The following is a 19,887-nucleotide window of genomic DNA, read 5'->3' as shown; positions in this document are numbered from 1 at the left end:
CGCCCCTACTCTTCCTCCGCATCCAGGAGTTCCATATTCAGGCCGAGGCCACGGACTTCTTTAACCAGAACGTTGAACGATTCCGGTACGCCCGCTTCAAAGTTATCCTCGCCTTTGACGATCGACTCATACACCTTGGTCCGGCCGGCGACGTCATCCGATTTCACGGTGAGCATCTCCTGCAGGGTGTAGGCGGCGCCATAAGCTTCCAGGGCCCAGACCTCCATCTCACCAAAGCGCTGACCACCGAATTGCGCCTTACCACCCAGCGGCTGCTGGGTAACCAGGCTGTAAGGCCCGGTCGAACGCGCGTGGATTTTGTCGTCCACAAGGTGGTGCAGTTTCAGCAGGTACTTGATGCCCACGGTCACCGGACGCGCGAATTGCTCACCCGTACGACCGTCGAACAGAACCGACTGACCGCTTTCCGAGAAGCCCGCACGCACCAGCGCGTCGTTGACGTCAGCCTCTTTGGCTCCGTCAAAGACGGGGGTCGCGATCGGAACACCGCGGGTCACGTTGCCCGCAGCTTCAATCAGGTGACCTTCGTCCATGCCGGCAATGCCTTCTTCATAGACATTCTCGCCATAGGCCAGCTTCATCGCTTCGCGAACCGGGGTCAGGTCGCCGGAGCGGCGGTATTCACCCAGTGCTTCGTCGATGTTCAGACCCAGACCGCGTGCGGCCCAACCCATATGGGTTTCAAGGATCTGTCCAACGTTCATACGCGAAGGCACGCCCAGTGGGTTCAGACAGAAGTCAACCGGAGTACCATCAGCCAGGAACGGCATGTCTTCCATCGGAACAACCTTGGAGATCACGCCTTTGTTCCCGTGACGACCGGCCATCTTGTCGCCCGGCTGCAGCTTACGCTTCACGGCGATGAAGACTTTGACCATCTTCATCACACCCGGCGGCAGATCGTCACCACGACGGACTTTCTCGACCTTGTCCTCGAAACGGGCATCCAGAGCGCGCTTGAGCACTTCGTATTGCTCATTCAGAGCCTCTACGATCTGTGCGTCCTTTTCGTCTTCCAGTGCCAGCTGCCACCACTGACCACGGGTCAGCATGTCCAGCAGTTCCTCGGTGATCACCGATCCCGCCTTGACGCCTTTCGGGCCTTTGACAGCGGTTTTACCCAGGATCAGGCCTTGCAGACGCGCGTAGATGTTGCGGTCAAGGATCGCCAGCTCGTCATCCCGGTCACGGGCCAGACGTTCGACTTCCTCACGCTCGATCTGCAACGCACGCTCGTCTTTCTCGACGCCGTGACGGTTGAAGACGCGGACTTCCACGACAGTCCCGTAATCACCCGGCTTCACGCGCAGCGAAGTATCGCGCACATCAGATGCTTTTTCACCAAAGATGGCGCGCAGCAGCTTTTCTTCCGGGGTCATCGGGCTTTCGCCCTTCGGAGTGATCTTGCCGACCAAAATATCGCCCGGCTCAACATCCGCGCCGATGTAAACGATGCCAGCCTCGTCGAGGTTGCGCAGCGCTTCTTCACCGACGTTCGGAATGTCGCGGGTGATCTCTTCCGGGCCCAGCTTCGTGTCACGGGCGGCGACTTCGAATTCCTCGATATGGACCGAGGTAAAGACGTCATCACGCGCAATACGTTCGCTGATCAGGATCGAGTCTTCGTAGTTGTAACCGTTCCACGGCATGAACGCGACGACCACGTTTTTACCCAGCGCCAGCTCACCGATATCGGTGGACGGACCATCGGCAACAACCTCGCCTTTCGTGACAGTGTCGCCAACTTTCACCAGCGGACGCTGGTTGATGCAGGTGTTCTGGTTCGAACGCTGGAATTTGCGCAGACGATAGATGTCCACACCCGCGTCGCCCAGTTCCAGATCTTCGGTAGCACGAATAACGATACGCTGGGCGTCGACCTGGTCAATGATGCCGGCACGTTTCGCCTGAATCGCAGCACCCGAGTCGATGGCAACCTTTTCCTCAATACCGGTGCCGACCAGCGGCGCCTCGGCCCGCAGCAGCGGAACCGCCTGACGTTGCATGTTCGAACCCATCAGGGCGCGGTTGGCGTCGTCATTTTCAAGGAACGGGATCAGCGATGCAGCAACCGATACCAACTGTTTCGGGCTGACGTCGATCAGGTCCACATTCTCGCGCGGGGCGAGAGTGTAGTCGCCCGACTGACGGGTCGAAACCAGATCGTTGATGAACTTGCCATCCGCATCCAGTGTCGCGTTCGCCTGCGCCACAGTGTGACGCATTTCTTCGGTCGCGGACATGTAGTGAACCTCATCGGTCACCTCGGCGTCTTTGACGACGCGGTACGGTGTTTCGATGAAGCCATACTTGTTCACGCGGGCAAAGGTGGCCAGCGAGTTGATCAGACCGATGTTTGGGCCTTCCGGCGTTTCAATCGGGCACATCCGACCATAGTGGGTCGGGTGTACGTCGCGCACCTCAAAGCCCGCACGTTCACGTGTCAGACCACCGGGGCCAAGCGCCGAGAGACGGCGTTTGTGGGTGACTTCCGACAGCGGGTTGGTCTGGTCCATGAACTGCGACAGCTGCGACGAGCCGAAGAATTCGCGAACAGCAGCAGCAGCCGGTTTCGCGTTGATCAGGTCCTGCGGCATGACGGTGTCGATCTCGACCGACGACATACGCTCTTTGATCGCGCGCTCCATGCGCAGCAGGCCAACGCGGTACTGGTTTTCCATCAGTTCGCCGACAGAACGCACACGACGGTTGCCCAGGTGGTCGATATCGTCGATGTCACCTTTGCCGTCGCGCAGCTCAACCAGCGCCTTGATGCAGGCCACGATGTCTTCGCGGCGCAGGGTGCGCAGGGTATCCGGCGCATCCAGAGCCAGACGCATGTTCATCTTCACGCGGCCAACGGCGGACAGGTCATAACGTTCGCTGTCGAAGAACAGCGTGTCGAACAGTGCCGAGGCCGCTTCGACGGTGGGCGGTTCACCTGGACGCATAACACGGTAGATATCCATCAGCGCGGTGTCCCGGCCCATGTTTTTATCTGCCGCCATGGTGTTGCGCATGTACGGACCGACGTTGATGTTGTCGATGTCCAGAACCGGAATCTCGGTGACGCCGGCATCGATCAGCTCTTTGACAGTGCCGCCGATCAGATCGCCGTCCTTGTCATATTCAAGCGTCAGCTCATCACCGGCTTCGACGTAGATCGCACCGGTTTCTTCATTGATGACGTCTTTGGCGACGAATTTGCCAACGATATGATCGAATGGAACAAGCAGGTTGGTGACAGTGCCTTCGTCGATCAGTTTCTTGACAGCGCGCGGTGTGACCTTTTTGCCTGCTTCAGCAATCACTTCACCCGATTTCGCATCAATCAGATCATAAGTCGGACGGGTACCGCGCACACGTTCCGGGAAGAACGGAGCGATCCAACCCTTCTTCTTGTCCAGCTTGTAGGACACGGTGTTGTAGTACGCGTCCATGATCGCTTCCTGATCCAGACCCAGCGCATAAAGCAGGGTCGTCACAGGCAGTTTGCGGCGACGGTCGATACGGGCGAACACGATGTCCTTGGCGTCGAACTCAAAGTCCAGCCAGCTGCCGCGATACGGGATGATGCGGCAAGCAAAGAGCAGTTTACCCGAAGAGTGGGTCTTGCCCTTGTCGTGGTCAAAGAACACGCCGGGCGAACGGTGCATCTGGGACACGATCACACGCTCGGTGCCGTTCACGATGAACGTACCATTGGGCGTCATCAGGGGCATGTCGCCCATGAATACGTCCTGTTCTTTAATGTCTTTGACGGATTTGGCGCCGGTGTCCTCATCGACATCGAACACGATCAGACGCAGAGTGACCTTCAGCGGCGCGCTGTAGGTCATGTCGCGCTGCATGCACTCTTCGACGTCATATTTAGGTTTTTCCAGATCGTATTTCACGAACTCCAGAACGGAGGTTTCGTTGAAATCCTTGATCGGGAAGACCGATTGGAACACGCCTTTGATGCCTTCGCCGTCTGTGGGCACATCTGCATCGCCGGAGCGCAGGAATAGATCATAAGAGGATTTCTGGACCTCAATGAGGTTCGGCATCTCCAGCACTTCGCGGATTTTGCCGTAATATTTACGAAGACGTTTCTGGCCAAGGAACGTTTGAGCCATGTCAGATGTCACCTTTCGATGTTCTCAGCGGACAAAGACACCGTCGGGCCCCGGTGCCTTGCACATTAGAGACGACACGTCCGGATCAATTCGTGGCCACCGTCCCGAATGGCAGCCTCCCGATCCGCGAACCGCGTCTTAGAAAACACCCCAATTTTCAGAGGCCCTTTCTAAGACAGGTTCGGCTGGACCCGGATTTCTCCGGATCCAGCCAATTTCTGCGGCACATCAGCGATGCACCTGTCGAATGGCTTAGGCCAGCTCGACTTCGGCGCCAGCTGCTTCCAGCTTGCCTTTGACTTCTTCGGCTTCGTCTTTCGACACGCCTTCTTTGATCTTGCCGCCAGCTTCGACCAGTTCTTTGGCTTCTTTCAGGCCCAGACCGGTGATGCCGCGAACTTCTTTGATCACGTTGATTTTCGAAGCGCCGGCGTTCTTCAGAACGACGTCGAATTCGGTTTTTTCTTCCTCAGCTGCGCCACCGGCGTCGCCACCGGCTGCCATGACAACTGCGCCGCCTGCTGCGGGCTCGATGCCATATTCGTCTTTGAGGATGGTTTTCAGTTCTTGTGCTTCCAGCAGGGTCAGACCCACGATGCTTTCTGCGAGTGCTTTCAGATCAGCCATTTTATCAGCTCTTTCCGTTTACAGTGTGTGTTCCAACGTCAGGGTAGTTACCCTACGCAGATCATTCAGTGCCAACCGCTTACGCAGCTTCCGCCTTCTCTTCGATGGTGGAAAGGATGCTTGCGATGTTGCTTGCAGGTGCGCCAATTGCGCCAGCGATGTTCGAAGCAGGTGCGCCCAGCATGCCCGCGATAGTAGCAATAAGCTCCTCGCGCGAAGGCATTTTGGACACGGCTTCGACGCCGGCACGATCCAGAGCGTTCTCACCCATTGCACCGCCAAGAATTTCGAACTTTTGGTTCTCTTTGGCGTAGTCCTGGGCCACTTTGGCTGCTGCCACAGGATCCTCGGAATAGGTCAGAACGGTCATCCCTGTCAGCAGGTCGGCCATGCTTTCACACGGCTTACCCTCAAGGGCGATTTTGGCGAGCCTGTTCTTGGCAACACGCACGGAGCCACCCGCGTCACGAGCACGTGCGCGAAGGTCCTGCATCTCGGCAACTGTCAGACCGGCGTAGTGAGCAACCACTACGACGCCAGAGCTTTCGAAGATTTGGCCGAGTTCCTCGACCACTTTCTCTTTCTGGGCTCTATCCACAGTTCTCTCCAAGTTTGGGGCGATATCTCACCCCGGCTCATATTTGCCGCAGCTTTCGCTCCGGCGTTCAGGTCCGTTGTTACGGGATTGGCCAAAATTCGCCCGAGGGTTGGACCCCCCAGAATTCTTTGGTCTTACCCGTCTCAGGCAGGGAATTAAGGGGCCACATGGCACCACCCACCGTCTTGGACGAAACAAAATAAAGCGCACGACGAATCGCACGCTTTACTTCGTAGCCCTACTTAGGGCAGATGGGGCCGGTTTCCAAGGGGTAAATTGCGGTTTCCGCAGGTTCGCAACAGCACCTGTCGAAAACGATTTCCACCCCGTTTAGGGCTTAGCGTGTATATAGGCGCGGATTTGCGCAGCACAACGCGCAAACGCCAAATCAAGCAGCCCCAAGCATCGACTTTCCGTTGACATGGACATCGCACTGTTATCCTGTCCGGAGACTGGACAATAGCACTCAGGACTTGGCCCGTTGGCTGGAACGCTGCCCCTTTCAGACGAAGAAGATGCCCGCGTCGCCTTATTTATCGACGAGTTTTCAAACCAGTTCCTGAAAGAGCCCATCCGCCGTTATGAATGTATCTACCGATCGCACGCGTTCGACGACACGCGGTCCGTCGTGATCCTGCATACCGCAGCGCAGGCTTTCGCCCTTAAGATCGATACGCAATCGCCAGACACCGGGCGATTGAAGGACGAGTATGACCTGCTCGTCGAACTGTACCGATTTTTTGAGGGCAATGAGACCTCGCGCGTTGTCCGACCCGTTTACCTCTCGCCAGGTGGTGCTTTTCTGGTGACCGAATACATCAATCGGCCAACCGCCGTTGATCTGATCTACAACAGCAAAGACGATGATCAGGTCGCCCAGGTGTACCGTCGCGCGGGGTCGTGGCTGAACGATCTCCACAGTCGCAACCCGCCTGTTCGTTACGCCTTTCGCCCCAGGTGGATGACAGACAGCCTGAAAGAACTGATGACGGCCGTTCCCAACAAAATCGCGAACCAAAGCCGGACAATGGTGAACCTGATGCTGTCCGAAGGGACCCGCCTGAAGGGCACCGAGGACCTGCGCGTGTTTTCACATGGCGATTATCACGGGCAGAACCTTATTGTGGGACAGGGGAAAACGATCGGACTGGATTTCACCGAAGCCCGCGACAAGCTGGCGGTCTACGATATCGTCGATTTTCTGAAGGCGGATATCTTTCGGAATGGCGGCACATTGGGTGTCGACCGAAGCGGTATCCTTAAAAGAAACAAAGACATGTTCTTTCGCCTTTACCGACATCCTGTCAATGTTGAAATCTTGGATTATTGTCTCCGCGGACGGCTATTGAAAGACTGGTTGGCCTTGTGGCGGAACGACCACGAATGCAGCGATTTCGAAAAAGACAAGCGGCAAAGACTGGGCGATCGCCTGCAGATCGCGTTCCAACACCGTTGAGCTGGATGGATGGTCAGCGTAAATGACGAGATTGTGAGCGACATCGCGCAAATCTTAGTTGACCGAACCATCCCAAGAAACGTTATCCCAAACCATAACCCACGCGGCGTTTGTCAGTTTAGGCCGACAAAAACCGCCACACAGAAGGTAAGTCGCTTACATGGTTCTCCGCAGTTTTTTTGCTCAGGACAGCTCCAGCCTGGTCGCTACATTCGTCCCGGATACAGCTGACGCGAACGATATCGTGGTCGGAGGCTCGATCATCAACAATTCGGACACACCGGATGGCACCATCTTTACCTACTCGGGCGGCACCGGTACCACCATCACACTGGATGACACTGCTGGCAGCCCTGACGTTTTCGACGATGACCTGCCAGCTGGCCACGTCATCACGGATGGTGGCGGCATAGTGACAAACGGCATGCAGGTAGAATCCGAGTCAATTATCACTGTGCGAGCCCTGGATGACGATCTCAACCCGACCGGTCCAGAAATCACCATCTATGTGTTTTCCCAAGGCGGCGTGACGCAGGACGTTTGGGGCTATGCTACATCTGCCCCGCTAGATCCCGGAACGTCGTATGTCAAAACCGGCGGTTCGAATGCCGGGTCGTCGGCGTATGCTGACTATGTTACCTGCTTTGGGCCGGGAACCCTTATCGAGACTGCAGACGGTATCGTCGAGGTTCAAGACCTCATCAAAGGTCAACGCGTCTGGACACGGGACAGCGGATTTCAACCGATCCTCTGGATCGGAACGACCGAGGTTCATGGTCATGGGTCATTTGCTCCGGTGGTGATCGAGGCCGGCGCTATCGGGAACACGAAAGAGCTGGTGGTTTCGCAACAGCATCGAATTCTGATCGGCTCTCCTGCCACTGACATGCTTTTTGGATCATCCGAAGTGTTCGTGGCCGCCAAGAACCTGTGTGGCATTCCAGGGGTTTCGATCTGCCCAACGGATCGCATCACCTACACTCACTTCATGTTCGACCGACACCACATTGTCCGATCCAACGGCGCGCTGACAGAAAGCTACTATTATGGCGAAAGCGCAAAATACGCACTGTCGTCCCCGCAACGATCTGAAATCCTGGCGCTATTCCCATCAATCGAAGATGTCAGCGATGCGTTTCGACACACCGCAGTCCCAACAATCAGCGCGCGTGAGGCCGGTGTATTGCGCGCATATATCTAAGCCGTAGAGGTCAGACGCGCGCAGTCTTAAACTGCAGCTTCCGCCTGGCGCAGGCCACTTGAATGCCGCCTTCACGCGGACAGCCTGATCATCTTTAAGTAAGAAAATCCCGGGCGGTTCGCACCACCCGGGATTTCATCTTCGCGGTATTACAATTGGGCTTATTCGCCCGATGCCGCAGCAACATCCAAAGTCACGCCAGGGCCCATTGTCGAGCTCAGCGCGATTTTCTTCATGTAGGTGCCTTTGGCACCTGTCGGTTTGGCCTTGGCCACGGCCGAGATAAAGGCGCGGACGTTTTCGACCAGCTTGGCTTCGTCGAAGGACGCTTTGCCAACACCGGCGTGCACAACGCCGCCTTTTTCTGCCTTGAACTGAACTTCACCACCCTTGGCTGCTTCCACGGCCGCTTTCACGTCCATGGTCACGGTCCCAACTTTGGGGTTCGGCATCAGGTTGCGGGGGCCCAGAACTTTGCCCAGACGACCGACGATCGGCATCATGTCCGGGGTGGCAATGCAGCGATCGAATTCGATGGTGCCGCCCTGAATGGTTTCCATCAGGTCCTCTGCGCCAATGATATCCGCACCTGCTTCTTTCGCTTCGTCAGCCTTGGGGCCACGAGCGAACACAGCAACGCGCATGGTTTTACCGGTGCCATTTGGCAGGCCGACAACACCACGAACCATCTGGTCCGCGTGACGGGTGTCAACACCCAGGTTCAGCGCGATCTCGATGGTTTCGTCGAATTTCGAGGTTGCATTGGCTTTGACCAGGGCAACTGCTTCGTCAACCGACAGGTTTTCCTTGCCAGCGACAGCTTCGCGCGCGGCGCGCGTACGTTTACCGAGTTTTGCCATCTTACTTCACCTCGATGCCCATAGAGCGGGCCGAGCCCAGGATGATCTGCATTGCGCCTTCGACGTCGTTGGCGTTCAGATCTTTCATTTTGGCTTCGGCGATTTCGCGAACCTGCTTCGAGGTAACGGTTGCCACGGTCTCACGACCTGGGTTTTCCGCGCCACGGGGGCGGTTACGCTTACCAACCGGCTTCAGACCAGCGGCTTTTTTCAGGTAATAAGACGCGGGCGGCGTCTTGATGTCCATGGTGAAGGACTTGTCCTGATAATAGGTGATCACGGTCGGGCAAGGTGCGCCTTGCTCCATGTCTGCGGTCTTGGCGTTGAACGCCTTGCAGAATTCCATGATGTTGATGCCGCGCTGACCCAGCGCCGGACCAACTGGCGGCGACGGGTTCGCCTGACCTGCAGGAACCTGCAGTTTCATCGTACCAGCAAGCTTCTTAGCCATTTGGTTTCTCCTTTTCCAACACCCCTCTGACGCGTCATCAGGGCTATTCAGTTGTGTGGTCTGGTCCGCGAATCGCGATACGCTCGCCTTCCACAGTGCTTGACGCATTTTACGACAGAGCTGCGCCTTACTAGTCTGAACGTCCAATGGCAAGCCGAATTTCTGATCGCCGATCTGCCTGACGTACGAATCTTGCAGTTTCAGCCCAAGACAGTCAGAGTTTCATGATACCGGTCTATACGCTACAGCACGCAGCCTAACGAGAAACGCATGTTGCCCGCATCGCAAAAACCCAGCCCGCAACAAACTAAAGTTGACGCCCTGATCGAATGGATGGTCGATGGGGCCCGCTCGGCAGGAAATGCCATAGGCATCATTGAGGGTATTTGTACGAGTCTAGTGGATGCTGGCGTAGCAATCGACCGGTTCGGGTTGTTCATCTGGACGCTTCACCCCAATCTGACAGGCCGCCGGTTCTTATGGAAGGCGGGTGAGGGAGTGGACAGGGTTGATGCCCCGCTGCAGTTGTTTACGACCGAAATTTACACGAACAATCCCTTGCCCCATGTGATCGAGCGTAAGGAAACTATTCGTCGGCACTTGGAAGACCCCGATTGCCCGGAAGATTACATCATCATAGGCGAATTGCGCGAACAAGGGTTTACAGACTATCTTGCGCAGCCACTGATCTACCTCAACGGCGATACCCACGTGTGCACGTGGTCGAGCGCATCGCCGGGCGGATTCTCAGAACGGGACTTGAATATTCTGGAGAGGGTCCGTGGACCGCTCGCACGCCTGACCGAGTCCTATATGCTGCGACTGGATGCAACCTATCTTTTGTCGACCTATGTGGGCCGGAACAGTGGCGCACAAATTCTGGATGGCAAGATACACCGCGGCGACGGAGGAGAAATCGACGCCGTCATTCTTTTCGCAGATCTTAAGGGGTTCACACAACTCTCGAATTCAGTTTCCGGAGACGCGTTAGTCAAGCTTCTGAATAATACTTTCGACTGCCTGGCCCCATCCGTGATGGATCAGGGCGGTGAAATATTGAAATTTATGGGTGACGGATTTTTTGCCATTTTCCCAACTCGGGAAAACATGCCCCCAGACGCACAGGTCAAAGCCGCAATTGCGGCGGTTCAAGAAGGTTGGCAAGCGCTGGACACGGCAAGCTTCGATCATAAACTGGGCGTCCGCACAGCTATCCACTATGGTCGGTTTCATTATGGCAACATCGGAGGTGGCGACCGGCTGGATTTTACAGCGATTGGGCCTGACGTGAATCTAACCGCCCGATTGCTTACAGCGGCGACAGAGTTAGATTCTGATCACGTCCTCTCTGACGCGGCTGCGGCAATTCTGCCAGAACTGTGCGAACAGATCGGAACGGCGTCCCTAAAAGGGTTTGGCGAGGATCAATCTGTCTGGAAAGTTCGCACAGCAAATTCATAAAAAGGGTGCCCAACAGGTCACCTCAACATAAACTTTCTGCGAAGCCCAAGTATCCCTGCTTCGTAACCTGCGTGAAGTCCAGCTCGGCCGACATCTCGCAGCCAAAGATCGAAACCAAGACCTTCGCTTCTGGTTCTCGTCGTCCACGCCGTCGCCCATACCGACGAATTCCTCGAACGGACCATAATTGACCCGCTCGTCCACATTTCGTGAGTTAGAAGACTTTTATACCCATCGGAAAATAGCCTGAAATTGGCAAAAGTCCGCCAACCAACCGCGCTAAGACTGGGATTCGAGCGTCACTGCAATGTCCAGGTCCGCGTTGAGCAATGAATGTGGTATACTCATCAAATTCAGGCGTTTTGTTTTGGAGGTAAGTTATGTTTTTTCGTTTGATAGTTACGCTCGGACTCGCCCTATCCTTTGCTGCAACCGCTCCTCAGGTGGCGCGGGCCGACGCCGGTGACTTCCTCGGCGGCGCTGTCGTTGGTGGGGTCTTAGGTTACGCGATAGGCCAGGACCAGCAGAAGAAAAAAGCCCAGAGAACGACGCGGTCAACTCGGACCTACCGTCCCGGCATACCGTCGACAACACAAGGTGCGCAAACTCAGACCGCACTCAACTACTTTGGTTACAATGCCGGAAGGGTGGATGGACAGGTCGGCCGCGGAACCCGGTCTGCGATCGAACGTTATCAGGTTTCAATGGGCTACCCTATCAATGGCTATGATTTTCAGCCGTATCAGCGCGACTTCCTTATGCAGGCCTACTATTGGGCGACAAGCGGAGGACAGGCATCGACTCAACTGTCCGGACAGCCTCTTTTGTTAGCGTACCGTCAGCAAGTGCATAGCGGCACCGCTCTGGCGGCGGCTCCGCAGCCACCGGCAGTGGCCGCCCCGGTCGCAACCGCGCAAGAGGTCGAACCCACGACAGACGTTGCCGAAGCACCATCCACTACCCTACCGACCTTGTTTTCTGGCGGCACAACAGGCCCGTCACTCGCCAATCGCTGCAGCGCGGTTATGCTTCAGACGTCGACCAATGGCGGCTACACGACTTTGGCCAATATGTCCGATCCTGATTTTGCACTCAGCGAACAGTTTTGCCTGGCTCGAAGCTATGCCATGGCCCGGGGCGAGGATCTGATGCAGGACATTCAGGGACTGACACCAGACCAGGTCGCAGCTCAGTGTGACGCATTTGGTGAAATGTTGGAGCCGCAAGTTGTTGCGTTGTCTCTAAACTCAAAAACAGAGTCGGAAACTCAGATGCGCAAGCTTGCTTTGGATTCTGGGCTCAGCCCTGAAGATCTTGCCGCGACAAGCAAAGTCTGCCTGGCAATGGGTTACCTGCAGGACAACATGGATACCGCTGTTGGTTCTGCACTAATGTTGGTCGCTATGGGCGAGCCAGCCTATGGAGAGTTGGTTGGGCACCACCTGCGCGAAGGCTTTGGTGTACAAGAACGCCGCGATCTTGCGATGCAATGGTACGATGCGAGCCTTTCTGCGCTGGATGCCGGATCGCAGGCTGTCTTCCTGCCATCCCAATCAGACCGCCCGCAACTCTTGCGTGCGGCTATGGTGCAGGCGAGATAAGTCGATAAACTAAACGCTATCGGCGTCTACCAAGCTGAAACAAAAAAGCGCCGCGTTGCGTGTTGCATCGCGGCGTTATCAATGTAGCCAGAAAACAACCTAGCTCTACTTCGCAAGTTGCTAGAAACCTAGTTCGACCGTGACTTCACCGCCAAAAGTTAGAACAGCAGCTTGACCGGCACGCCCCACCCGACTTGTTTCGCGCGGTCAGATACGAGACCGCGATCCCAGCAACCTCCCACGAGAGAATCTCGCCCGAAAACGGTAAAGGCGGCATGAATAGGGGAATGGTGGGGTTGGCAAGTAGCTCACACCTTGTTTACAAAGGGCGTGTTTGTGTCCTGAACGAGCCTCTGTGACAGTTGGAAACAGCGAAACAAAATAAATAAATTGAATACATAAGTTGCTTAAGAAACGCAGGCGGGTATCTTGGTACGGCTTGGACACAGAAGAGGTGGTCAGGGATGGCATCATCTCGACTGAATAAGGGACTATTGGTCTGCATTCTTTTTGCTATGCTGCCGGGCTGTGGTAGCAAGGCTCAGGATCAGGGCGCAGAGCCGGAGGCGGTCACCCAAACCGGCGGGTCCAACAGTTCTTCTTCATACTCCTCTACGGGAATTGATCCTGCCACCTATGCCGGTCGGTTTCAGATCAAATTGAATAAAGAAGTTCCACTGCGCGATATTCCGGTTCCCTTCACTGTCTATGGTGGCCTTGAAGAAGCCAGCCCAACCCGTTTGCAACTGCGCGCCTTTATGGATTTGCGCGGATTGCAGGAAAAAGCGCCTCAAATACTGACCGGTCCCCTGGAAGAAAGCTGTAAACGCCAGATCTATCTTGAGGTTCGGGACGTCACCGCCATAGACGACACCGTAAAGATCGAGGGTTCAGCCCGTGCGCAGTTTACGAGATGTAACCGCCATGAAGAGCCGGGCTTTCGGTATTTTGGGGCCACAGTGGACGCGGTGGCCGTCGCCAAGGCCGAGGTGAAGGGCCAATGCCTGACATTCAGCATCGAAGGCGTTGATCTAGATCCGCGCGGTTTTATTGGCGCTGTCTCCAATCTTTTCGGCCTGACCAACCGCATCAACGAAGCCGTCCTCGAAAAAGGCGGGGAATTTTTGACTGCGCACCCGGTCTGCCCGCCATTGCCCGCGGAGTTCACTGTACTCGACCCGATTTACGAGTCCGGGGGCACTCGGGAAATTGCGCCTGGCGGGATGGGTGCTGCCATTGTCGGGTCTGCCGATGTCAGCGCTGAGACAATTGTCGAAGTCCTTGGAGGATTGAAGGAGCTTGGCGTATTGGAGTTTGCTGAATGAGACTTTGGTTGATTTTTCCAGTCTTAATGGCAGTAGTTCTGGGAGCCCGAGCACCCGACGCGCAACAGGTAGATTTTGTCATCGACGCGACACTGCCAGTTCGTGATACGGAATTGCCTTATACGCTTGATCTGAACCTCTCCGCTGTTGCCCCTACCCGGATCGGTGTGGGTGCCCTTCTTGATCTGCGCGAAGTACAGAAAACTGTACCTGAGCGACTGGCGGAAAACGCAATAGTCGACAATTGCGGCCTGCAAGTCCGACTGGATGAATTCGGCTTTAAGGCTCAAGACGACGCGATCGATCTGGATGGGCAAGTGACCATCACAATCTTTGAATGCAGCCGAACCAGTGAGCGCGACTTTCAGCGGGGTGAACAAAAAAACTCTATCCAGGCAAACATGTCCACCGAAGCGACTGTAGAGTTGCGGGACAACTGTGCCTATTTCGAACTTATCGACCTCGTACTCACGGCTCCCGAAGCGCAGCGCGAAAAACTCCTTGAGGACGATACGCTCGAGTCCGTCAAGAAGCTGATGTTGGCTGCCGTAGACCTTGTTTTGAACGAAACCCCTTTGTGTCCGGTACTGCCGGCAGAGCTCGCGTCTCTTGATCCGGTTTATGACTCTGGTGGCCCACGAGAGATCGGAGAAGGTGGACTTGGTGTATTTTTGGACGGTTCGGTGGATGTCAGCCCGTCGACAATTCTGGACATCCTAACAGTTCTTCAACAACAAGAACTAATTCCCGGTCCGCCCTAGCTGCAAAGCTCTTACTTTCCGGTCGATTTCTTCTGCCTTTTGCCTGCGAACTTGAAAAGCTGATGCCATAAAAGCAAAAGCGCCGCGTTGCTCCTAGCATCGCGGCGCTCCAAAATTCGCTGAAGTGGGTTTTAGCCCTGCTTCGTAACCTGCGTAAAGTCCAGCTCGACCGGGGTTTCGCGACCAAAGATCGAAACCGAGACTTTCAGCTTCTGGGCTTCGTCGTCCACACCTTCGACCATACCGTCGAAATCCTCGAACGGGCCGTCGTTGACCTTGACCTTCTCGCCCACTTCGAACGAGATCATCAGTTTCGGCGCGTCTTCACCTTCCTGAACACGGTTGAGGATCTGGTTCACCTCGGCGTCGCGCATCGGCATCGGGCGGCCCTGCGGGCCCAAGAAGCCGGTAACCCGGTTGATCGAGTTGACCAAGTGATAGCCCTGATCCGACATTTCCATATGCACCAGCACGTAGCCGGGCATAAAGCGGCGTTCGGTCGTGACCTTCTTGCCCCGGCGCACTTCGATCACCTCTTCGGTGGGCACCAGTACTTCGTCGATATCGTCCTCAAGGCCTTGCTCAGCCACGGACGTGCGGATCTGCTCTGCGATCTTCTTTTCGAAGTTCGAAAGAACGCTGACCGAGTACCACCGTTTCGCCATGAACCTGTCGTCCTTGTTTGCCTTCGGTGCGTTCGGAATGCCGCAAGCACCGTCATTGAAATTCTGCCACGTCACCCGGAATAAAAAGCGGCGCACAGCCCGAATCGCCGCACGCCCATTCCGAATAGTACTGTGTCAACTACTCTGACATCCCGCGCTGTGCAAGGGGGCTGTGGCGTTTCCGCCCGGCCCAATCCGGTTTAACCGAATGCGCCCAGGATCAGTTGCAGACCGCCGCGAATACCCAGATCGACCAGCGCAAAGAACACAGCGGTCAGTGCCGCCATGATGAACACCATGACCGTGGTCAGCAGAACCTCGCGCCGGGTCGGCCAGACGACCTTCGAGACTTCGGCACGGACTTGCTGAATGAACTGGATCGGATTCATAGTTGCCATTTGGCTTGGTTCTCTCTGCTAGCGGATGGGCCGGACATAACCGGGCATTGCGGCAATTTCAAGAGTGGTCAGGACTTGGGCTTGTCATCCCATTCATCGCTGAGGATACGCCGCGCGTCACCCTCGGGATCATCATACTGGTTCGACCGCACCGTGTAGATAAACGCCACGAGGCCAACCCCGCCCAAAAACAGGGAAATCGGTATGAGATAGGCCAGAACTTCCATATCAACTACCTCAGGCGCAGGGCATTCAGGGACACGGTAATCGACGACGTCGACATCGCCAATGCCGCGATCAGTGGCGTGGCGAACCCGGCCACGGCCAAGGGTACCGCGATGATATTGTAAACCGTGGCGATGCGAAAGTTCTCGCGAATCCTTTTGGTCGCCTTCACTGCTGTGTCACAGGCATCTGCAATCGGGGACAAATCGTTGCCCAGTAATACGATATCCGACGCCACCCGCGCTGCGTCCAGCGCCGAGGCAGGTGAAATTGACACATGCGCCGCGGCAAGCGCGGCTGTATCGTTTAGCCCGTCACCAACCATCAGGACGTGGCGGCCCTGGTCGCTGAGCTCCTGTACATGGGTGGCTTTATCCTGAGGCAGCGCCTCGGCAATCCATGTTTCAATCCCAAGCTTGTCTGCCAGCGTTTGAACCGCGCCTCGTGTATCACCCGAGATGAGAACGACACTCTTTCCGCCGTCACGGAACGCCTGCACAGCCTCGGCCGCGCCCGGACGCAGAGAATCCGAGAACAGAAACGCAACCGGTGACTGCCCCGTGACCGCCAACCAAGCTGCCGTCTGATCACCTTCGGTCGCGCCGGTCCAACCGGCGCGCCCAAGGCGCACACGCTGATCACGGTAGGTTCCTTCGGTGCCATAACCCGGAACCTCGACCACATCCTCAAGTCTGGCAGGCTTGATCCCGGCATCTCTGGCGAACTTGGCAAGCGACACCGACAACGGATGCGAAGACGCCTCGGCCAGTGCCAGTGCAATCTCAAGATCCGCGCGGGAATGATCCTCAAGATTGGTCAATTCCGGAGTGCCGGATGTAAGTGTGCCGGTTTTATCAAAAACGACCGTATCAACCTCGGCCAGACGTTCCAGCGCAGTAGAATGTTTGATTAGCATCCCCTTGTGAAACAATCGCCCCGAGGCCGCCGTCGTCACAGCGGGCACAGCAAGCCCCAGCGCACAGGGGCAGGTGATGATCAGAACCGCCGCAGCGATGTTCAGCGCGGTTCGGATATCGCCGGAATAGATGTACCACCCAAGGAAACTGAGCGCGGACAGAATATGCACCCCCGGCGCGTATAGCTTGGCCGCCTTGTCAGCCAGCGACGTATAGCGCGATCGACCGGATTCTGCGATGGCCACCAGATCCGCCATACGGTGCAGTGACGTATCCTCACCGACCGCTGTGGTCCGGATCGTCAGCGGGCCCGTCAGGTTAACCTCACCCGCGCTGACGGCAAGACCGGCTTCGGCAAAGACAGGCAACGTCTCGCCCGTCAACAATGACCTGTCGAGCTCCGATTTGCCCGATACAATCTCACCATCCACAGGCATACGCCCGCCCGGGCGAACAATTATCAGATCACCAACGGCCAGGCTTGCGACGGACACCTCTTCTTCCGCCCCGTCCACCAAGCGAATTGCACGCGGCACTTCCAGGGCCGTCAGTTCTTCGGCTGCTGATCGGGCCGCAGCGCGGGTGCGATAGTCCAGATACCGGCCTGCGAGCAGGAAGAAGGTCAACGTCAGTGCGGCGTCGAAATAGGCATGCTCTCCGCTAAGCGCGGTTTCCCAAAGCGACGTGACAAGTGCCAGTAGGATCGCCAACACAATTGGCACATCCATGTTCAATCGTTTGACTCGCAGTGCACTCCAGGCGTTGGCAAAGAAGGGCTGCGCGGAAAAGGCAATCGCAGGCAGAGCAATGGCCGCTGAAATCCAGTGGAACAGATCCCGCGTCGCATCCGTAGCCCCTGACCAGACCGACACAGACAACAGCATCACGTTCATCGACGCGAAACCAGCCACCGCCAATCGCATCAGCAGATCACGCCCGGCCTTGTCGGATTGGGTTGCCGACAAAGCGCCCGGGTCCAGCTCATGCGCCTCGTAACCGGCGCGCTCCAAAACGGGGATCAGGTCGGCAGCGTGTGTCTCAGCGGCTGCTTTGACCATTGCACGCTTGAGCGTCAGATTGACCCGCGCGTCCTCGACACCCGGATGGGCGTTCAGCGCGCGTTCAACATTCGCAATACAGGCCGAGCAGCGAATGCCGGGCAGGGATAGGGCAATCTGCACATCTTCAGGAACGGGTCGCGCTGGTTCTGCCGGTGCTGCGATGCAACCGGGGCATGCCGCCGTACCTGAGCTGAGCTGAGCGGTCATCCCCTACCCTTTCACATACAACGGAACCCGCTGCGCAAATTCGGCACCGCTGTTGTCTTTGGCCACCAGACGGATGTTCCAGTTCCCCTTGCCCAGCGCTGCGGGCGTGGAATAGGCGGTCCCGTCAAAAGTGAAATCCGGGGTGAAATCCTCTTTCACATGCGTCGCCCGGCCAACAACTGCCTGCAGCTCGGCCACCTGGACCGGCGCGCCGGTTTGGTCGGTGATGTGCAGGATCAAAAGACCGCCATTGGTCTCAGCCCGGATTTCCCAACCCAAGGCCTGTTGCACTTTCAGGCGCTCGTTGAACTCCTGACTGGCGACGTAAGAGTTTTTGACCTCGAGCCCGGGAAAGGTTTGGACAGCTTTGTAGGCCAGCACGAGATTCACGGAAATGATCACCCCGAAAGCAGCGACAAAGATCGCCAGAAAGTGCTTTCCGGTAAATTGACGCTCGGCCATCTCAGTTTCCTCGTCCATTGAACGTCGTGTCCTTGTAGGCGCGCTCACCGCTTTCGATATCCTCGATCCAGATCCGAACCGGTGTCGCGTCCGCCGCTGCCGGATCCGTGTCTTTCGAGGCGATAATATAGACCCGCTGCAATTGCGCAGTATCCGCCGTGACATTCACCGTATCAAGTGGCGTGCCTTCGATCACGATCCGCATCGCCGGATCACCGGACAGGGACAGCTTGAACAGCCGTTCCTCGCCATGTTTGTTCCGCACGCGCACGTCATAGGTATTGCGGATCGTGCCGTCGGACAGGGTGACAAAGGTCGGGTTGCGAACCGGGGCCACGGTAACTTCGATGTCGGACCGGATGAACAGGGCAAAGAGCAGCCCAAAGCCGACAAGTGACCAAAGGGCCGTGTACAGGATGGTCCGGGGCCGCAGGATGTGTTTCCAGACATTTTTGGGAGGTTTACCTGCCCGCTCGTTGGCTTCGTCGCTCAGGGCCATATAGTCGATCAGACCACGCGGCTTGCCGATCTTGGCCATCATGTCGTCACAGGCGTCGATACACAGCGCACAGGTAATGCATTCCAACTGCTGTCCGTCGCGAATGTCGATCCCAACCGGGCAGACATTGACGCAGGCCATACAGTCGATGCAGTCGCCCAGCTCGGAATCCGCAGTTCGTTTGCCCTTGCCACGCGGCTCACCACGCCATTCACGGTACCCGACGACGAGTGTATCCTCGTCCATCATAGCCGCCTGAATCCGCGGCCATGGGCAGGCATAGATACAGATCTGTTCGCGCGCGAAGCCACCGAACAGGAAGGTCGTTCCCGTCAAAATCAGTATTGTCGTATAGGCAACCGGATGGGCATTCCCGGTCACAAGGTCCCGCAGAAGTGTCGGCGCATCGGCAAAATAGAACACCCAGGCGCCACCGGTCGCCAGACCGATCAAAAGCCAGGCACCCCATTTCGTCAGCCGCAACCGCGCTTTGCGAAAGTCTAGCTTTTCCTGACGATGCAGACGTAACCGGGCGTTGCGATCTCCTTCGATCCAGCGTTCGAAAAGGATGAACAGGTCAGTCCAAACCGTCTGTGGGCAGGCATAACCGCACCACACGCGCCCCAGCGCCGAGGTGAAAAGGAACAACCCCAACCCGGCCATGATCAACAAACCGGCAACAAAATAGAATTCATGCGGCCAGATCTCGATCCAGAAGAAATAGAACCTGCGGTTGGCCAAATCCAGCAACACCGCCTGATCCGGCAGGCTGGGCCCCCGGTCCCATCTGATCCACGGGGTGATGTAATAGATCCCTAGCGTGACCGCGAGAATAATCCATTTCAGGTTGCGAAACGGCCCGGACACGCGACGCGGAAATATGGGTTCTCGTGCGGCGTAAAGGCTGGGTGCGGGGTCGGAATCGCTCACGGGCTGGCTCCAGATGTGGCTATATCACGGTGTCTTGTTCCAG

Annotated in this window: 17 protein-coding genes; 6 read left to right on the top strand and 11 right to left on the bottom strand. The window is 56.6% G+C overall.

Translation table 11 applies throughout. The features are described from left to right. Positions 1-5: 5 nt before the first annotated feature. From rpoB to rplJ, 3 genes are all read right to left on the bottom strand, one after another. Complete coding sequence (gene rpoB, locus AC2FFP_RS15645; RefSeq protein ID WP_496735725.1) at positions 6-4,139, bottom strand: DNA-directed RNA polymerase subunit beta; 4,134 nt, start codon at positions 4,137-4,139, stop codon at positions 6-8. 252 nt (positions 4,140-4,391) lie between these two features. Continuing rightward, positions 4,392-4,766, bottom strand: coding sequence for a 50S ribosomal protein L7/L12 (gene rplL, locus AC2FFP_RS15640; RefSeq protein ID WP_037314964.1), 375 nt, complete (start codon positions 4,764-4,766; stop codon positions 4,392-4,394). Positions 4,767-4,845: 79 nt separating this feature from the next. After that, positions 4,846-5,364, bottom strand: coding sequence for a 50S ribosomal protein L10 (gene rplJ / locus AC2FFP_RS15635; RefSeq protein ID WP_170417030.1), 519 nt, complete (start codon positions 5,362-5,364; stop codon positions 4,846-4,848). A gap of 481 nt (positions 5,365-5,845) precedes the next feature. Between rplJ and AC2FFP_RS15630 the strand changes: the two genes are divergently transcribed. Both AC2FFP_RS15630 and AC2FFP_RS15625 read left to right on the top strand, forming a co-directional pair. Then, positions 5,846-6,820: a phosphotransferase gene (locus tag AC2FFP_RS15630; RefSeq protein ID WP_496768429.1), complete on the top strand. Its 975-nt coding sequence runs from the start codon at positions 5,846-5,848 to the stop codon at positions 6,818-6,820. Positions 6,821-6,980: 160 nt separating this feature from the next. Continuing rightward, positions 6,981-8,021 (top strand): Hint domain-containing protein, encoded by a 1,041-nt coding sequence (locus AC2FFP_RS15625; RefSeq protein WP_496768431.1) that lies wholly within the window; start codon positions 6,981-6,983, stop codon positions 8,019-8,021. Between the two features lie 161 nt (positions 8,022-8,182). Here AC2FFP_RS15625 and rplA read toward each other — a convergent pair whose 3' ends face one another. Together rplA and rplK are read right to left on the bottom strand one after the other, a co-directional pair. Continuing rightward, complete coding sequence (rplA, locus tag AC2FFP_RS15620; protein ID WP_058272485.1) at positions 8,183-8,881, bottom strand: 50S ribosomal protein L1; 699 nt, start codon at positions 8,879-8,881, stop codon at positions 8,183-8,185. Position 8,882: 1 nt separating this feature from the next. Next, positions 8,883-9,332 (bottom strand): 50S ribosomal protein L11, encoded by a 450-nt coding sequence (rplK, locus tag AC2FFP_RS15615; RefSeq protein WP_037314971.1) that lies wholly within the window; start codon positions 9,330-9,332, stop codon positions 8,883-8,885. 270 nt (positions 9,333-9,602) lie between these two features. Here rplK and AC2FFP_RS15610 point away from each other — a divergent pair, with 270 nt between their 5' ends. From AC2FFP_RS15610 to AC2FFP_RS15595, 4 genes are all read left to right on the top strand, one after another. Next, entirely contained in the window at positions 9,603-10,793 is a 1,191-nt protein-coding gene (locus AC2FFP_RS15610; RefSeq protein WP_496726636.1) for an adenylate/guanylate cyclase domain-containing protein, read from the top strand. Between the two features lie 380 nt (positions 10,794-11,173). Continuing rightward, on the top strand, positions 11,174-12,394 hold the full coding sequence (locus AC2FFP_RS15605; protein WP_496768436.1) for a peptidoglycan-binding domain-containing protein: 1,221 nt from the start codon (positions 11,174-11,176) through the stop codon (positions 12,392-12,394). 464 nt (positions 12,395-12,858) lie between these two features. After that, the gene (locus AC2FFP_RS15600; RefSeq protein ID WP_496768438.1) at positions 12,859-13,719 is read left to right on the top strand and encodes a hypothetical protein; all 861 of its coding nucleotides are present in this window, start codon (positions 12,859-12,861) and stop codon (positions 13,717-13,719) included. 26 nt (positions 13,720-13,745) lie between these two features. Then, entirely contained in the window at positions 13,746-14,480 is a 735-nt protein-coding gene (locus AC2FFP_RS15595) for a hypothetical protein (protein ID WP_496768440.1), read from the top strand. A 131-nt stretch (positions 14,481-14,611) separates the two neighbouring features. On the opposite strand, the gene nusG is transcribed toward AC2FFP_RS15595, so the two are convergent. The 6 genes from nusG to ccoG form a co-directional block, all read right to left on the bottom strand. Next, positions 14,612-15,145: a transcription termination/antitermination protein NusG gene (gene nusG / locus AC2FFP_RS15590; RefSeq protein ID WP_058272488.1), complete on the bottom strand. Its 534-nt coding sequence runs from the start codon at positions 15,143-15,145 to the stop codon at positions 14,612-14,614. Positions 15,146-15,345: 200 nt separating this feature from the next. Continuing rightward, positions 15,346-15,543, bottom strand: a complete 198-nt coding sequence (secE, locus tag AC2FFP_RS15585) for a preprotein translocase subunit SecE (protein WP_058279820.1) — start codon at positions 15,541-15,543, stop codon at positions 15,346-15,348. Between the two features lie 68 nt (positions 15,544-15,611). Then, positions 15,612-15,770: a cbb3-type cytochrome oxidase assembly protein CcoS gene (ccoS, locus tag AC2FFP_RS15580; RefSeq protein ID WP_058272490.1), complete on the bottom strand. Its 159-nt coding sequence runs from the start codon at positions 15,768-15,770 to the stop codon at positions 15,612-15,614. Between the two features lie 5 nt (positions 15,771-15,775). After that, positions 15,776-17,953 carry a heavy metal translocating P-type ATPase gene (locus AC2FFP_RS15575; RefSeq protein ID WP_496768442.1) on the bottom strand — a complete coding sequence of 726 codons (2,178 nt, stop codon included), beginning with the start codon at positions 17,951-17,953 and terminating at the stop codon, positions 15,776-15,778. Between the two features lie 3 nt (positions 17,954-17,956). After that, positions 17,957-18,415 (bottom strand): FixH family protein, encoded by a 459-nt coding sequence (locus AC2FFP_RS15570; RefSeq protein WP_496726646.1) that lies wholly within the window; start codon positions 18,413-18,415, stop codon positions 17,957-17,959. A 1-nt stretch (position 18,416) separates the two neighbouring features. After that, complete coding sequence (gene ccoG / locus AC2FFP_RS15565) at positions 18,417-19,844, bottom strand: cytochrome c oxidase accessory protein CcoG (RefSeq protein ID WP_496881227.1); 1,428 nt, start codon at positions 19,842-19,844, stop codon at positions 18,417-18,419. Positions 19,845-19,887 lie beyond the last annotated feature (43 nt).

This window comes from Ruegeria sp. YTSC004 (assembly GCF_059609805.1).
Note: the sequence above shows the minus strand (reverse complement) of the source record. Positions and strands in the feature narration are given on the sequence as shown.

What these genes read in the sequence shown, in the direction of transcription:
- rpoB (WP_496735725.1), bottom strand. Translation starts at nt 4,139, where the DNA reads ATGGCTCAAACGTTCCTTGGCCAGAAACGTCTTCGTAAATATTACGGC.
- rplL (WP_037314964.1), bottom strand. Translation starts at nt 4,766, where the DNA reads ATGGCTGATCTGAAAGCACTCGCAGAAAGCATCGTGGGTCTGACCCTG.
- AC2FFP_RS15625 (WP_496768431.1), top strand. Translation starts at nt 6,981, where the DNA reads ATGGTTCTCCGCAGTTTTTTTGCTCAGGACAGCTCCAGCCTGGTCGCT.
- rplA (WP_058272485.1), bottom strand. Translation starts at nt 8,881, where the DNA reads ATGGCAAAACTCGGTAAACGTACGCGCGCCGCGCGCGAAGCTGTCGCT.
- rplK (WP_037314971.1), bottom strand. Translation starts at nt 9,332, where the DNA reads ATGGCTAAGAAGCTTGCTGGTACGATGAAACTGCAGGTTCCTGCAGGT.
- AC2FFP_RS15610 (WP_496726636.1), top strand. Translation starts at nt 9,603, where the DNA reads ATGTTGCCCGCATCGCAAAAACCCAGCCCGCAACAAACTAAAGTTGAC.
- AC2FFP_RS15605 (WP_496768436.1), top strand. Translation starts at nt 11,174, where the DNA reads ATGTTTTTTCGTTTGATAGTTACGCTCGGACTCGCCCTATCCTTTGCT.
- AC2FFP_RS15600 (WP_496768438.1), top strand. Translation starts at nt 12,859, where the DNA reads ATGGCATCATCTCGACTGAATAAGGGACTATTGGTCTGCATTCTTTTT.
- AC2FFP_RS15595 (WP_496768440.1), top strand. Translation starts at nt 13,746, where the DNA reads ATGGCAGTAGTTCTGGGAGCCCGAGCACCCGACGCGCAACAGGTAGAT.
- nusG (WP_058272488.1), bottom strand. Translation starts at nt 15,145, where the DNA reads ATGGCGAAACGGTGGTACTCGGTCAGCGTTCTTTCGAACTTCGAAAAG.
- secE (WP_058279820.1), bottom strand. Translation starts at nt 15,543, where the DNA reads ATGGCAACTATGAATCCGATCCAGTTCATTCAGCAAGTCCGTGCCGAA.
- ccoS (WP_058272490.1), bottom strand. Translation starts at nt 15,770, where the DNA reads ATGGAAGTTCTGGCCTATCTCATACCGATTTCCCTGTTTTTGGGCGGG.
- AC2FFP_RS15575 (WP_496768442.1), bottom strand. Translation starts at nt 17,953, where the DNA reads ATGACCGCTCAGCTCAGCTCAGGTACGGCGGCATGCCCCGGTTGCATC.
- AC2FFP_RS15570 (WP_496726646.1), bottom strand. Translation starts at nt 18,415, where the DNA reads ATGGCCGAGCGTCAATTTACCGGAAAGCACTTTCTGGCGATCTTTGTC.